Genomic DNA, 14,823 nt, shown 5'->3' with positions numbered 1-14,823 from the left:
TCTGCGCGGCCGGTGGTCAGGGCTGGTAGGCGCCTGCCGCCGGTGGGGAGGACAGGGGCGTGCCGGTGATGTCCGTGGTCAGGGCCGTGCCGCCGAACCAGGCGGCCGACAGCGGCAGGCCGCGGCCGAGCGCCGGGGAGCCCGGGCGCAGCCGCAGGTCGGTGCGCGAGACGAAGCGGGGGTCGGCCATGACGGTCCTCGGGCCACGCCGGAAGCGGGCCGTGCGGCCCTCGTAGACGCTGCCCGCCTCGTCGGCCCCCTTGCCGTCCTCGAAGCCGGCCTGGCCGCCCACCCTGACCGCGTTGTTGCGCAGCCGCAGGATCGACGGGGAGCAGCCGCCGTGGCAGGACCAGCCGAGGGTGCGCGGGCCCGGCAGGTACACCGAGTTGTGCACCGCGACCGTGCCGAGCACCGGCCCCACCACGTGCCGGGGGCCGCGGGTGACGAGGAAGGAGCTCTGCGGCAGGGAGGAGGTGACGACGTTGAAGGCGTACACGTTGCCCGTGGCGGTCTTGCCCTTCGTCGCGCCCAGCTCGGTGAACGTCTCGTTGTCGTGGGCGCGGTTGTAGGTGACGCGGTTGCGGTCGCCGTCGAAGATCTCGACGGCCGCGCCGTCCATCCGGTAGTCGTGGCTCGGCGCGTTGCTGCCGGTGATCGTGTTGCCGGTCACGAGGTTGTCGTCGCCGTTGACGAGGATCCCGAACGCCCCGGAGTCGTTGTCGGGGGCGTCGTCGTTGACGCTCATCTTGTCGTTGTCCTCGAGCGTGCTGTCGCGCACGACGTTGCGGGAGCCGGTCGGGGTGATCCAGATGCCGGCGATGTTGCGGTCCGCCTGCACCCCGACCAGGTGGTTGCCGTCGCCGCCGACCTCGAAGCCCGCCCACTGGCACCGGGAGGCGCGCAGGCCGCTGACGCGCCAGTGGTCGCCGCTGACGACCACGCAGTTGCCCTCCTGGCCGCTGATCGTGGCGAGGGGGCCCTGGCCGTACGGCTGGACGACGATGGGCCGGGCGGCCGTGCCCTCGGCGGACAGGGTGAGGGTGCCGGTCCACCGGCTGCCCCGCTTGACGCTGATCGCGTCTCCGGGCTTCAGGTCGGCCGCGTTGACCTTGTCGAGGGACTTCCACGGGGCGGTGGCGCTGGTGCCGGCGGCGGAGTCGTCGCCCTTGCCGGAGTCGACGTAGTACGTCGTCCCCGCCGCGACGGCGGCGACGGCGGCCGCGGGCGGGAGCACCGGCACGGCGGGTGCGGCGGGCAGCAGGGACGCCAGGACGGTCACCGAGGACAGGTTCACGCTCACCACGCCTAGAAGTTGAACGCTCACACAGGGAGAGCGCCCAACGTATCCGCTCGCCGCGCCAGACGCCAGATCCTCAGGGCCGGCCCGCCGCCCGGGATCGCGTTCGTGTCCGAAGTGTTGTAGACGGGGGTCGCGGGCCCCGGCAGGGGCAGCGGCTCGCCCGGCGCCCGGCGGGCGCTCACCAGGAGGGTCTCGGCCTCGGTCTCGCGGGCGAACACCAGATGGTCCGCGTCGGCGTGCAGCCAGCGCAGGCCGCCGCGCCGCAGCGCCGGCTCGGCGCGGCGCAGCCCGAACAGCTCCCGGTACGCCGTGAGCGTGACGAGGTCCTGGTCGGCCGGCCGGTTCCACGGCATGGGGGTGCGCGCGTGCTCGCCGTTGACGCCGGTCAGCCCGAACTCGCTGCCCGCGAACACCATCGGCGTGCCCGGCAGCGTGGCCTGCAGGCCGAGGGCCACCAGGTGACGCTCGCGGGAGCCGGTGACGGTGCGGATCCGCGGCGTGTCGTGCGAGTCGAGGATCTGCCAGGAGTGGACGAGCGAGCGCCACGACATGTGCGCGGCGAACGTCCGGACCGTGGCGAGGGCCGCCGTGCCGGCGCGCGAGGGCACGCCGCCGGGCACGCCGAGGAAGTGGGCGAGGTCGAGGCCGGGGTCGCGCAGCCAGGTCCAGACGGGGCGGGTGAAGCCGCCGTAGTTCATGGTGCCGTGCCAGCCGTCGCGGTCGAGGTCGGCGGTGGCGTCGTGGCAGTGCTCGGCGATGAGCGCCGCCCCGGGCCCCGCCTCACGGCGCAGTAGCGCCGCGACCTCGTGCGTGTGGTCGTCGGCCCCGAAGCGCCCGGTCATGTTGGCGACGTCCACCCGCCATCCGTCGAGCGGGCCCAGCCATCTCCTCAGCGTGGCCGGCACCCGGGAGCGGACGAGCTCGCTGCCCCAGTTGAGCTTGGGCAGCGTCTTGACCCCGAACCACGCCTCGTAGTCGCCGGTGTCGGGGTCGAAGTAGAACATCTCGCGCTCGGGCGCGTTCACGTCGGACACCGCGGCGGTGAACCACGGGTGCGCGTCTCCGCAGTGGTTGGTGGTGATGTCGCCGAGCAGCCGCATGCCGTGCCCGTGCAGCGCGTCCGCGAGCCTGCCCAGCGCCTCGTCGCCGCCGAGCAGCGGGTCGACCTGGTCGAAGGCGGCGGCGTCGTAGCGGTGGTTGGAGCGGGCCGGGAAGACCGGTGTGAGGTAGACCGTGTCGGCGCCCAGGGCCCGGACGTGGTCGAGGTGCCGGACCACGCCGTCGAGGTCGCCGCCGTAGAACTGCTGGGAGGTGCCGGGACCCTCCGGGATGACCGGGTCACGGTCCCAGTCGCGTGGCAGCGCCCACCCGGGCAGCGGCCGGGACGCGCCGGAGCGGCCGAAGCGGTCGGGGAAGATCTGGTAGACGATCGCGTCGGCCATCCAGGGCGGCGGCGGCTCGTGGGAGACGAGCCGGAAGTCGCCGGCGTCGGTCACGTCGTGCGCGGCGAGCCCGCCGGCGGTGAGCCACGCCTGGCCGCCCGGGGTGTGCAGCAGGAAGCGGTAGCGGGTGACCGGGTTGACGGCGGCGATCTCGGCGCGCCACCACACGTCCTGGCGCCCGTACCCGGTGACGTCCGAGGACGTCCTCAGCTCGTCGACGGCCGCCTCGGTGTAGCGGGGCTCGCCGTCGTACACCGTGCGGACGTGCACGCCGGTGACGGCGGCGGAGCGGGGGGCACGGACCCAGACCGTCACCGGGGAGCCCGGCGACGGCGTGAGGTCCGACACGTAGAGCGCGGAGCCGTCGTGGTGCGGCTCCCCGACGAGACACAGCATGCGCCTACCCCTTCACGGCCCCGGCGGTGAGGCCCGAGACGATGAACTTCTGCAGCCAGAGGAACACACCGACGGTCGGGATCGCGGTGATCAGCGTGCCGGCGGCGAACATGCCGAAGTTGGCGTTGCGCTGGTCGCCGGCGATCATGCCGTACATGCCGACGGCGAGCGTCTTGCTCGCCGGGTCGCGCAGGAACACGCTGGCCATGATGAACTCGCTCATGATCCCGATGAACGCGAGCAGCCCCGTCACCGCGAGGATGGGGGTGACCAGCGGCAGGATGACCCGCCAGAAGATCTGCGCGTGCGTGGCCCCGTCGACCGTGGCCGCCTCGTCGAGCTCCTTCGGCACGGTGTCGAGGAAGCCCTTCATCAGCCACGTGTTCGCGCCCAGCGCGCCGCCCAGGTAGAGCAGCATGAGGCCCCACACCGTGTCGAAGCCGAACGCCGGGTACAGCTCGGTGACCCGCGTGAAGATCATGAAGATCGTCACGATGGCCAGGAACTGCGGGAACATCTGGATGAGCAGCAGCGACAGCAGCCCGACCCGGCGCCCGCGGAAGCGCATCCGGCTGAAGGCGTAGGCGGCCATCATCGACAGCAGCAGGCTGGCGAACGAGGCGGCCAGCGCGATGAACACCGAGTTGAGGAACCACCGGGCGAACGGGTACCGGTCGTTGGTGAACAGGGCGGCGAAGTTGCCGAGACTCGCCCCGTTCGGCAGCAGGTCGGTGGAGGCGAGCGTGCCGAGCGGGTTGATCGCCGCCGACACCACGAACATGATCGGCACCAGGGCGAACACGCACACGAGCAGCACGAAGCCGTGCCTGAGCGCGAGCTTCACGCGTAGACCTCCTCCTGCTTGCGGGTCCGGCGGAAGGCCACCGCCGAGATGACCGCCACGAGCGCGAAGATGAACACCGAGATGGCCGCCGCGAACCCGAACTGCGCCCCACCCGCGCCGAACGCCAGCCGGAACGTGTAGGTGATGAGCAGGTCGGTCGCGCCGACCTGCGGGCTCTCGGCGGGGAACGGGCCGCCCTCGCTGGTGAGCTGGATCGCGTTGAAGTTGTTGAAGTTGAACGCGAACGACGAGATGAGCAGCGGCGTGAGCGCCACCAGCAGCAGCGGCAGCGTCACCTTGCGGAACCCGTACCAGGGCGAGGCCCCGTCGATGGAGGCCGCCTCGGTCAGCTCGCGCGGGATCGCCTGGAGCGCGCCGGTGGTCACCAGGAACATGTACGGGAAGCCGAGCCACAGGTTGACCAGGATGACGGCCGCGCGGGCCGTGCCGCTCTGGCCGAGCCAGTCGACGTTCAGCCCGAGGAGCTGGTTGATCAGGCCGAAGTCGCGGTTGAACATGTCACGCCACACCATCAGCATCGCGAAGGACGGCATGGCGTACGGCAGGATCAGCATGATCCGGTAGACGCCCGTGCCCCGCATGCGGGGATGGTGCAGCGCGAGCGCCACGCACATGCCGAGCACGAACGTGCTGACGACCGAGACCAGCGCGAACACCACGTTCCAGCCGAAGACGCCGAGGAAGTAGCCGGAGATGGTGGGGTCGGTCACGACTCGGGTGAAGTTGCCGAACCCGACGTTCACCTGCCAGCCCTGCGCCAGGTGCTCGCCCTTGGCGTTGACGAAGTAGCCGCGCGCCTCGTCGGCCTTCCAGGGGCCGCCCTCGCCGTTGACGCAGTCGCAGGCGGCGTCGTAGGTGAGCGCGGACCTGCCCTCCACGGCGCGGCTCAGCCCGTTGGCCTTGATCACCCCGCCGGAGGTGGGGACGGCCAGCGCGGAGATCTCCTGCCCGCGGGCGGCGGCCTCGGGGGCCTTGAGCACGGTGAAGCCGGGAGCCTGGAGGACCTTGCCGGTGATGCCGAGCCGCGCTCCGGTCACGGGGGTCAGTCCCTGGCCGGAGCCGGCCTGCACCCGCTTGGTCTTCGGGTCCACGAGCAGGAACACCAGCTCGCCGTCGCGCAGCGCCGCGGTCAGCGCGTACTCGGGCGAGCCGGGGGCCTGCCGCACGGAGCCGGTCTCGATGGCGGTGACCGCCGCCTGCATGTCGCCGCGGTGCCCGTCGCCGAAGTTGGTGAAGGCGGTGCTCACCGTGTACAGGACGGGGAACACCTGGAAGGCGATCAGGCAGATGGTGCCCGGGACGAGGTATTTCGCGGGGACGAAGCGGCGGGTCAGGTAGAGGTAGGCGATGCCCGCGCTCGCCAGGCAGAGCAGCGTGAGCGAGGCCCACGCCTCGGCGGCGACCAGCGGCGGCACGGCGTAGAGCAGGATCGCGGCCGCCACGGCCAGCACCGCGATCCTGCTCACCACGTACGTCGTGGTGATCTCCCGGCGTGGCCGCGGACCCCTGCGGGTGTCCGCGGCCACGCGCGTGTCCTGCGTCATGACGTCAGTTCTTGAGCGAGCCGTCGATGGTCTTCTGCGCCGCCGCGGCGGCCTTGGCGGGGTCGCCGCCCTTGACGACCGAGGCCTCGGCGATGCCGAAGGGCTCCCAGATGGCCGCCATCTCGGGGATGGCCGGCATCGGGAAGCCGTCCTTGCCGGCGTCCATGAACTTGCCGGCGTCGGCGTCGGTGGCCTGGACCTCCTGCAGCGCCGCGGTCAGCGCCGGCGGGCGCGGGTCGGCCGCGTAGAGCGCCTTGGCGACGTCCTTGTTGGTCACGTAGTTGGTGACGAACTCCTGCGCCAGCGTCTTGTTCTTGCCCTTCGCGGCGACGAAGAACGACTGCACGCCGACGAACGGGGTGGCCGGCTTGCCGCCCTTGAACGGCGGGACGGGCGTGATGTCGTAGGAGAAGCCGCCCTTCTTCACATCGCCCATGGCCCACGGGCCGGAGACGAGGAAGGCGCACTTCTTGGCGGCGAAGCTCGGGATGTAGTTCTCGTTGGTGATGGAGGTCTTGAGCGCCCCGTCGCCCTTCTCGCCGAGCTCCTTCAGCTTGCCGAACGCCTTGACCGAGTCGGGCGAGCCGACCAGCACCTTCTTGGCGTCCGGGTCGCCGGTGGCCGTCGCGCCGAACAGGGCGCCGCCGCCGGAGGCGAAGATCGGGTAGGAGTGGAAGGCGTCGCCCTTCTGCGCGACCGGCAGGCAGAGCACCTCCTTGACCTTGCCCGCGGCCTTGAGCTGCTTGCCCTTGGCGACGAGGTCCTCGAGGGTGGCGGGCGCGTCGGGCGCGAGCTCGGTGTTGCGGATCAGGGCGATGTTCTCCACCGCGTACGGCGCGGCGTAGACCTGGCCGTTGAAGGTGACGGCCTTCATGGCGATCTCGGGGAAGGCGGCCTTCTGCTCCTCGGTGAGGTTGACCGGGTCGATGGCGCCGTTCTGGACGAGGTTGCCGATCCAGTCGTGCGCGCCGACCATGATGTCGGGGCCGCTGCCCTGCTGGGAGGCGGTGAGGAAGACCTGCTGGTTGTCCTTGCTGATCTCCTTCACCTCGACGGTCACGCCGTTCTCGGTGCCGAACTGCTCGGCGAAGGGCTTGAGCGCCTTGACCCGGTTGGGGTCGGCCCAGATCACGAGCTTGCCGCCCTGGGCGGCGGGCGCGGTGGCGCCGCTCGACCCGGTGGGCGCCGAGGAGGGGGCGGCGGCCGGCTCGCCGCCGCCGCAGGCAGACACGGCCATCGCCAGGGCGGACAGGGCCGCCACGTGTGCCGCCGCACCCAGAGCTCGCTTGCGCATGGGACCTCCAGAGGTCACGGAGGGAGCGGCGGCACGCGCGAGGTGCCGCCGCTGGAAGTCGATGTGGGCCGCGGATGAGCGGCTTATGTTTCCGGGACGTTAGCGAGACTTTGCAAGAATTGGAAGAACTTGCAAAAAGCGTTACCTGATCCAGACCCATCCTGACCCCGGCTTGACCTCAGAGCCAGCGCCCTGACCGGCAGAAGGGACGCTTCTGCAACTTTCCGCAAGTTGCGCTTGACCTCTCGTAACGCCGCAGGCCATCCTGCATCGGAACGAACCACCCGGGGGAAGGACGACCATGGGCACCACGCCGCATTCGCTGCCGAACGACGCATCGCCCGCCGTGCCGCCCACCGGGCCGCCCACCGGGCCGCCCACCGGCGACGACTGGTGGCGGGACGCCGTCGTCTACCAGGTGTATCCCCGCAGCTTCGCCGACGACGACGGCGACGGCATGGGCGACCTGCCCGGCGTGCGCCGGCGGCTGGGCTACCTGAGCGAGCTGGGCGTCGACGCCCTCTGGCTGAGCCCCTTCTACACCTCGCCGCAGGCCGACGCCGGCTACGACGTGGCCGACTACCGCGGCGTGGACCCCATGTTCGGCACGCTGGCCGACTTCGACGCGCTGGTCGCCGACGCCCACGCGCTCGGCATCCGCGTCATCGTGGACCTCGTCCCCAACCACTCCTCCGACCGGCATCCGTGGTTCCAGCAGGCGCTGCGCGGCGAGCGCCGCGATCGCTACATCTTCCGCGACTCCCCCAACGACTGGGAGTCGGTCTTCGGCGGCCCCGCCTGGACCCAGGTCGAGGACGGGCAGTGGTACCTCCACCTGTTCGCGCCCGAGCAGCCGGACCTCAACTGGGACCACCCCGAGGTGCGGGCCGAGTTCCGCGACATCCTGCGCTTCTGGCTGGACCGCGGCGTCGACGGCTTCCGGGTCGACGTGGCCCACGGCATGATCAAGGACGACGGGCTCCCGGACGTCGGGCCGAAGGAGGGCCGCCAGGTCGAGCTGCTCGGCGACGAGCGGGTGCCGTACTTCGACCAGGACGGCGTCCACGACATCTACCGCGAGTGGCGGCCGATCCTCGACTCCTACCCGGGCGGCCGGATGGCGGTGGCCGAGGCGTGGGTGTCGTCGCCGGAGCGGCTGGCCCGCTACGTCGGGCCCGACGAGCTGCACCAGGCGTTCAACTTCGACTTCATGATGGCCGACTACCACGCCAAGTCGTTCCGCACGGTCATCGAGAAGTCGCTGGCGGAGGCCGAGCTGGTCGGCGCGCCCACCACGTGGGTGCTGTCCAACCACGACAAGCCCCGCCACGTCACCCGGCACGGCGGCCTGGCCCGTGCCCGCGCCGCGACGCTGCTCATGCTGGCGCTGCCCGGCTCCGCCTACCTCTACAACGGCGAGGAGCTCGGGCTGCCCGAGGTGCTCGACCTGCCCGACGAGCTGCGCCAGGACCCCGCGTTCAAGCGCAGCGGCGAGAGCCGGGACGGCTGCCGCGTGCCGCTGCCGTGGACCACCGCGCCGGGCTGCGGCTGGCGCGACCCCTGGCTGCCGATCCCCGAGGAGTGGCGGGAGCTGTCGGCCGAGGCCCAGCAGGACGACCCGGACTCGACCCTGAGCCTCTACCGGGCGGCCCTGCGGCTGCGCAAGCGGCATCCGGCGCTGGGCGGCGGCGTCCTGCGCTGGCTGGAGTCCTCCGTGCTGGACACGCGTGAGGACGTGCTGGCGCTGGAGCGCTCGCCCGGGCTGGCCGTCGTGCTCAACACCGGCGAGGAGCCGGTCACGCTGGCGGAGCTGGGGCTTTCGGGCGAGGTCCTGCTGTCCAGCGGCCCCCAGCCGGACCCCCGCGCGGTGGCCCCGGACACCACGATCTGGCTGGCGCTCACCAGCTGACCGAACGTGAGCGCCGGTCGTGCACGCGGTCGTGAGCGTTGGGGGAATCTTTCCCTTCGCACGACTTCCGGCGGTTGTCACGGTTAGTAGCCTCGGGGCGTGTCCCGCAACTGGGCGCGCTCCCTGCGCGGGCGTGTCACGCTCGTCGCGACACTGATCGCCGCGATCCTGCTGGTCCCGGTCGGCATCGGGGCGGTCACCGTGACCCGCACCTGGGTCGCGGCCAGCGTGGCGACGGACACCCGTAACACGGCCGAGCGGATCGCAGCGGAGACCCGCGACGGCACACAGTGGCGCGGCGGCAGGGTCGCGGCGCTGGATCCGACCGTGCCGCTCATCCAGATCGTCGCCCCGGACGGCACCATCACGGCGGTCAGCGGCGCGGCGCTCGCCATGCCGCGCCTCACCGACGTGTGGCCCACCCCGGACAACCGCGTCATCAGCACCACGCGCTGCCTCCCCAAGGTGTGCCTGCACCTGACCGCCGTCCGCGTGTCGCCCGCTGCGAACTCCAGCGTCGTGTACGCGGGGCGGCGGGCGCCGGGCGTGCTGGCCGGGCACACCCTGGAGACGGTGACCTCGATCGAGACCCTGATCCTCATCGCGCTCACCGGCTGGGCCACGTGGACGATCATGGGCCGCGCGCTGCGTCCCGTGGCGGCCATGCGCGCCCAGCTCGACGAGATCAACGCCAGCGACCTGAGCCGCCGGGTGACGCAGCCGGCCCGGGACGACGAGCTGGCCGGGCTGGCCGCCTCCATCAACGGGACGCTGGCGCGCCTGGAGCGCTCGGCCCACCAGCAGCGCCAGTTCGCCTCCGACGCCTCCCACGAGCTGCGCACCCCCATCGCCGGGCTGCGCGCCCAGCTCGAAAGCGCCCAGCTCTATCCGGACGACACCGACCTCGACGCGCTCGTGTCCAGCGCGCTGCGCGACACCGACCGGCTGGAGGCGATCATCACGGACCTCCTGCTGCTGGCTCGGATCGGCTCGCGCGTGGACGCGGCGATGGAGCGGGTGGACCTCGGCGAGCTGGTCCGCGAGGAGCTGTCCGTCCGCAACGACAAGATCCCGGTACGGCTGGCGGCCGCCGACGGCGTGATCGTCAACGGCGTCCGGCTCCAGCTCTCCCGCGTGCTGACGAACCTGCTGGACAACGCCGCGCGGCACGCCGACCGCTGCATCAGGGTGTCGGTGGAGCCTCAGGACGGGCTGGCAGTCCTGGCGGTGGAGAACGACGGCGCGGAGATCGCCGAGGAGGACCGCGAGCGGATCTTCGAGCGGTTCACCCGCCTGGACGCGGCGCGCAGCCGCGACGCGGGCGGCACCGGCCTGGGACTGGCGATCGCCCGCGACGTGGCGGTGGCGCACGGCGGGGCGCTCACGGTCGAGGACTGCCAGGGCGGCGCCCGCTTCGTGCTGCGCCTGCCGTCGGCGGCGCGAACACCCGAGTGACATACCGGAAAGAACGCGACATCAGGGGAATCAGTGGATGGAAGCCTCTGATGTCCGGAATCATAGACTCATGATGGAGCAGGCGCCGTTGGGCATTGATCCGCACGTTCCCAACGCGGCGCGGATGTACGACTACTTTCTCGGCGGCAAGGACAACTTCCAGGCCGACAGGGATCTGGCGGAGCTGGTGCTGAGCGTGATGCCCGACGTCCGCGTCGGCACCCAGCAGAACCGCGCGCTGATCGGCCGCGTGGTGAAGTACCTGTGCGACCAGGGAATCACCCAGTTCCTGGACCTGGGGTCCGGGCTGCCCGCGCAGGAGAACGTGCACGAGGCGGCCCGGCGGTACGTCCCCGACGCCCGGGTGGTGTACGTGGACAGCGACCCGGTGGTCGCGACCCATGGGCGGGCGTTGCTGGCCGAACCGGACCGCGTGGCCATGGTGCAGGCCGACGCGCGGCGGCCGGAGGAGGTCCTCGGCGATCCCAGGGTGCGGGAGCTGATCGACTTCGACCGGCCGGTGGCGCTGCTGATGATGTTCTTCCTGCACCTCGTGCCGGACGGGGACGACCCCCAGGGGTTCGTGGCCCGTTACCGGGAGGCGCTGGCGCCGGGCAGCTATCTGGCGATCTCGCACGTGGGCAGCGACACGGCGCCGGAACTGGTCAACAAGGTCGTCGAGTTCTACCGGCGGGCCAACACGCCGTTCTGCCCGCGGCCGGGCTCGGAGATCGCGGCCTTCTTCGGCGACTTCGAGCTCATCCCGCCGGGCCTGGCCACGGGGCTGGGCGAGCAGACCGGCTGGCCGTTCATCGACCCGGCCGACCGGCCGATGATCGCCGAGGAGCTCGCCCGCATGGGGTACGCGGGCATCGGCCGCAAGCCTTAGCGCCTTTGGCCGGACGCCCGTGAAAGGGCGCCCGGCCGGCAGACGGACCCGGGGATCAGACCGGTGACATCTCGCGGTCGGTCTGGGCCGCCGGCGGCTCGGGCTCGCGCTCGTCGTCGTCCAGCAGCGTGGACTCGTCGAACGGGTCGCGCCCGGCCAGCACCTCCAGCGCCCGCTCCCGGTCGAAGCCGCCGGTCCACCTGCCGACCAGGACGGTGGCCACGGCGTTGCCGGCGAAGTTCGTCAGCGCCCGCGCCTCGGACATGAACCGGTCGATGCCGACGATGAGGCCCACGCCGTCCACCAGCTCGGGGCGGTGCGACTGGAGGCCGCCCGCCAGCGTGGCCAGTCCGGCGCCGGTCACGCCGGCGGCGCCCTTCGAGGCGATCACCATGAACAGCAGCAGCCCCACCTGCTCGGCGGGCTGGAGCGGCGCCCCGGTCGCCGACGCGATGAACAGCGTGGCCATGGTCAGGTAGATGGCCGTGCCGTCGAGGTTGAAGGAGTAACCGGTCGGCACCGTGATGCCGGCCACGGTGCGGCTGACGCCCAGGTGCTCCATCTTGGCGATGAGCCGCGGCAGCGCCGACTCCGACGACGACGTGGACAGGATGAGCAGGAACTCCCGGCCGAGGTAGCGCAGCAGCGACCACAGGTTGATCCGGGCGAACACCCACAGCAGCGTGCCGAGCACCACGCCGACGAACAGCGCGCAGGTGATGTAGAAGGCGGCCATGAGGACGGCCAGGCTCTTGAGCGCGTCGAGGCCGGTGGCGCCGACGAGCGCCGCGATGGCGCCGAAGGCGCCGATCGGGGCCGCCCACATGATCATGGCGAGGATGCGGAACACCAGCCGCTGGAGGTGCGCGATGGCGTTGAGGACGGGCGCGCCCTTGGCGCCCATCGCCTGGAGCGCGAAGCCGGTGAGCAGCGCCACCACCAGCGTCTGGAGCACCTGTCCCTCGGTGAACGCCGACACCAGCGTGGTCGGGATGATGCCGAGCAGGAAGTCGGCCGTGCCCGTCGCCTCGCCCTTGGCCGCCTCGGCCGCCGCGGCCTGCTTGGCGGCGTCGGTCAGGTGCAGCCCGCTGCCCGGGTCGATGAGGTTGCCGACGACCAGGCCGATGACCAGCGCTACAGTCGACATGACGAGGAAGTAGCCGAGCGCGAGCCCGCCGACCTTGCCCACGCTGGCGGCCTTGGTCACGGAGCCGACGCCGAGCACGATCGTGCAGAAGATGATCGGGCCGATCATCATCTTGATGAGGGCCACGAATCCGGTGCCGAGAGGCTTGAGCGCCAGGCCCACGTCCGGCCAGACGAATCCGACCAGGACTCCGGCCAGGACGGCCACGATGACGGCCAGATAGAGGTAATGGGTGCGGTCACGCATGGGAGGCGCTCCAAGCATCGGGGAGGACTCTTCTCACTTCGTGACTATGCGGCCTGTGGTGATCCACGTCACCATTGCGTAAGTTTCGTTCACCGCGTTCGTGACGGGCGAGGTGAGGAGTACGGAGAGGTTCCGGATGCGACAGTGGAGCCTGGCGGGGCAGATGCTGCTCCTGCAGCTCGTCGTGGTCGCCGTGGCCGTGGCGGGCGGCGCCGTGCTGGAGTCGGTGCTGGCGCGCGAGGTGGTCAGCGGGCAGGCCGCGGCCACGTCCCAGGCCGTGGCGCTGAGCGTGGCCGCCTCCCCCGACGTGCGGGCGGCCCTGGCCGGGCCGTCGCCGACGGCCCGGCTCCAGCCGTACGCCGAGCGGGTGCGCGCGGAGACGGGCGTCGACTTCGTCACCATCATGAAGCCGGACGGCACCCGCTACACGCATCCCAACCCGGCCGAGATCGGGCGGCGCTTCCTGGGCCACACCGAGAAGGCGCTGCAAGGACACCCCTTCACCGAGACCTACACGGGCACGCTCGGCCCGTCCGTGCGCGCGGTCGTCCCGGTCCGCGCCGGCGGCTCCATCCCGGCGCTGGTCAGCGTGGGCATCAAGGAGGAGCGGGTCAGCGCCGAGCTGCTCGTGGTGCTCGTGTGGACGGGGCTGATCACGGCGCTCGCCCTCGGGCTGGGCGCGGGCGGCACGTGGCTGGTGACCTCGCGGCTGCGCCGGCAGACCCACGGGCTCGGCCCGGTGGAGCTGAGCCGCATCCACGAGCACCACGACGCGGTCCTGCACGCCGTACGGGAGGGGCTGCTGCTGGTGGGCAAGGACGGCACTCTGACGCTGTGCAACGACGCCGCCCGCCACCTGCTCGGCCTGCCGGGCGACGCCGAGGGGCGGCACGTGGCCGGCCTCGGCCTGGCCGAGGTGCTGACCAGCCGGGAGGAGCGCATCCACCTGGTCGGCGACCGCGTGCTCGCGGTCAACGGCGCGGCCAGCCGCCTCGGTACCGTCGTCACCGTACGCGACCACACGGAGCTGCAGGCACTGGCGGGGCAGCTCGACGCCGAGCGGGGGTTCGCCGAGTCGCTGCGGTCGGCGGCGCACGAGGCCGCCAACCGGCTGCACACGGTGATCACCCTGGTGGAGCTGGGCCGCGCGGAGCAGGCGGTGGCGTTCGGCACGGCCGAGCTGCGGGCGGCGCAGGAGCTGACCGACCGCGTGATGGGCGCGGTGCGCGAGCCGGTGCTGGCGGCGCTGCTGCTCGGCAAGAGCTCGGAGGCGGCCGAGCGGGGCGTCGAGCTCGTCATCAGCCAGGACAGCGACCTCGACGACCTGGGCGTCGAGAGGGGCGTCGAGACGCGGGAGCTGGTGACCATCCTCGGCAACCTCATCGACAACGCGATCGACGCGGCCTCACGGGTGGAGGTGTGCCTGCGCGGCGACGACCGGGAGGTGCTGGTGCGGGTGGCCGACGACGGGCCGGGGCTCGTCTCGCCCGAGGCGTTCCGGCGCGGCTGGACGACCAAGGGCGACGGCCACGGGCTCGGGCTGGCCCTGGTGGGGCAGGCGGTGCGGCGGCTGGGCGGCGTGATCGACGTGACGGGCTCGGAGTTCACCGTGCGGCTCCCGGTCACGGAGCGGGTCCGATGATCTCCGTGCTGGTCGTCGAGGACGAGGAGATCACCGCCGAGGCCAACCGCATCTACGTGGAGCGGGTGCCCGGCTTCCGGGTCGCCGGGGTGGCCCGCTCGGGCGGCGAGGCGCTGCGCTTCCTGCGGCACACGCCGGTCGACCTCATCCTGCTCGACCTGTACCTGCCGGACATGCACGGGCTGGAGGTGTGCCGCGCCGTGCGGGCCGGCGGGCTGCTGTGCGACGTCATCGCGATCACCTCGGCGCGCGACCTGGCCATGGTGCGCTCGGCGGTGTCGCTCGGCATCTCGCAGTACCTGCTCAAGCCGTTCGCGTTCGCCGCCCTGCAGGAGAAGCTGACCCGCTACGCCCGCTTCCGCAGGGCGGCCGGCGAGATCGTCGGCCAGGGCGACGTGGACCGGGTGCTGGGCACGCTGCGCGGCGTCGCCACCGAGCTGCCCAAGGGCATGACGCAGGACACCCTCGACACGGTCGCGGCCGAGCTGCGCGGCCGGCCCGAGGGCGTGTCGGCGCAGGCGGTCGGCGCGGCGGCCGGGGTGTCGCGGGTCACGGCCCGCCGCTACCTGGAGTACCTGGTGGAGCGGGGCGTCGCGGTGCGCTTCCCGCAGTACGGCGGGGTGGGCCGTCCAGAGTTGCTCTACCGGATGCCCACGCAACGTTCAGGGGAGTGACGCTGGTCGTTCAATCCGGG

The 14,823-nt window shown here is 72.0% G+C and carries 11 protein-coding genes; 5 read left to right on the top strand and 6 right to left on the bottom strand.

Going from position 1 to position 14,823, the window contains the following annotated elements; translation table 11 throughout:
- Positions 1–16: 16 nt before the first annotated feature.
- From ABZS51_RS20985 to ABZS51_RS20965, 5 genes are read right to left on the bottom strand one after another with little or no spacing between them, the layout of a single operon-like run.
- Positions 17–1,303, bottom strand: a complete 1,287-nt coding sequence (locus tag ABZS51_RS20985) for a right-handed parallel beta-helix repeat-containing protein (RefSeq protein ID WP_355443405.1) — start codon at positions 1,301–1,303, stop codon at positions 17–19.
- Between the two features lie 17 nt (positions 1,304–1,320).
- Complete coding sequence (locus ABZS51_RS20980) at positions 1,321–3,138, bottom strand: glycoside hydrolase family 13 protein (protein ID WP_355443403.1); 1,818 nt, start codon at positions 3,136–3,138, stop codon at positions 1,321–1,323.
- Between the two features lie 4 nt (positions 3,139–3,142).
- Positions 3,143–3,982, bottom strand: coding sequence for a sugar ABC transporter permease (locus ABZS51_RS20975; RefSeq protein ID WP_355443400.1), 840 nt, complete (start codon positions 3,980–3,982; stop codon positions 3,143–3,145).
- Positions 3,979–5,547, bottom strand: coding sequence for an ABC transporter permease subunit (locus tag ABZS51_RS20970; RefSeq protein ID WP_355443397.1), 1,569 nt, complete (start codon positions 5,545–5,547; stop codon positions 3,979–3,981). Before ABZS51_RS20970 ends, ABZS51_RS20975 begins: the two co-directional genes overlap by 4 nt.
- Positions 5,548–5,551: 4 nt before the next feature.
- Entirely contained in the window at positions 5,552–6,841 is a 1,290-nt protein-coding gene (locus ABZS51_RS20965; protein ID WP_355443394.1) for an extracellular solute-binding protein, read from the bottom strand.
- Between the two features lie 301 nt (positions 6,842–7,142).
- Here ABZS51_RS20965 and ABZS51_RS20960 point away from each other — a divergent pair, with 301 nt between their 5' ends.
- The 3 genes from ABZS51_RS20960 to ABZS51_RS20950 all read left to right on the top strand — a co-directional run bounded on the left by ABZS51_RS20960 (position 7,143) and on the right by ABZS51_RS20950 (position 11,094).
- Positions 7,143–8,750: a glycoside hydrolase family 13 protein gene (locus ABZS51_RS20960; protein ID WP_355443390.1), complete on the top strand. Its 1,608-nt coding sequence runs from the start codon at positions 7,143–7,145 to the stop codon at positions 8,748–8,750.
- Between the two features lie 99 nt (positions 8,751–8,849).
- Positions 8,850–10,205: an ATP-binding protein gene (locus ABZS51_RS20955; protein ID WP_355443388.1), complete on the top strand. Its 1,356-nt coding sequence runs from the start codon at positions 8,850–8,852 to the stop codon at positions 10,203–10,205.
- A gap of 88 nt (positions 10,206–10,293) precedes the next feature.
- Entirely contained in the window at positions 10,294–11,094 is an 801-nt protein-coding gene (locus ABZS51_RS20950) for an SAM-dependent methyltransferase (protein ID WP_355443385.1), read from the top strand.
- A gap of 55 nt (positions 11,095–11,149) precedes the next feature.
- On the opposite strand, the gene ABZS51_RS20945 is transcribed toward ABZS51_RS20950, so the two are convergent.
- The gene (locus ABZS51_RS20945) at positions 11,150–12,487 is read right to left on the bottom strand and encodes a cation:dicarboxylase symporter family transporter (protein ID WP_355443382.1); all 1,338 of its coding nucleotides are present in this window, start codon (positions 12,485–12,487) and stop codon (positions 11,150–11,152) included.
- A 136-nt stretch (positions 12,488–12,623) separates the two neighbouring features.
- On the opposite strand from ABZS51_RS20945, the gene ABZS51_RS20940 reads away from it, so the two are divergent.
- Positions 12,624–14,129, top strand: a complete 1,506-nt coding sequence (locus ABZS51_RS20940) for a sensor histidine kinase (RefSeq protein WP_355443379.1) — start codon at positions 12,624–12,626, stop codon at positions 14,127–14,129.
- A complete protein-coding gene (locus ABZS51_RS20935) occupies positions 14,126–14,803 on the top strand; it encodes a response regulator (RefSeq protein ID WP_355443376.1) in 678 nt (225 codons plus the stop codon). Before ABZS51_RS20940 ends, ABZS51_RS20935 begins: the two co-directional genes overlap by 4 nt.
- The last annotated feature ends 20 nt before the right edge of the window (positions 14,804–14,823 follow it).

The sequence above is a fragment of the Nonomuraea sp. NPDC005501 genome, from assembly GCF_040605905.1.
In the GTDB taxonomy this organism is placed as follows: Bacteria; Actinomycetota; Actinomycetes; order Streptosporangiales; family Streptosporangiaceae; genus Nonomuraea.
The sequence above is the reverse complement of the archived record's forward strand: the minus strand, read 5'-3'. Positions and strand labels throughout refer to the sequence as shown.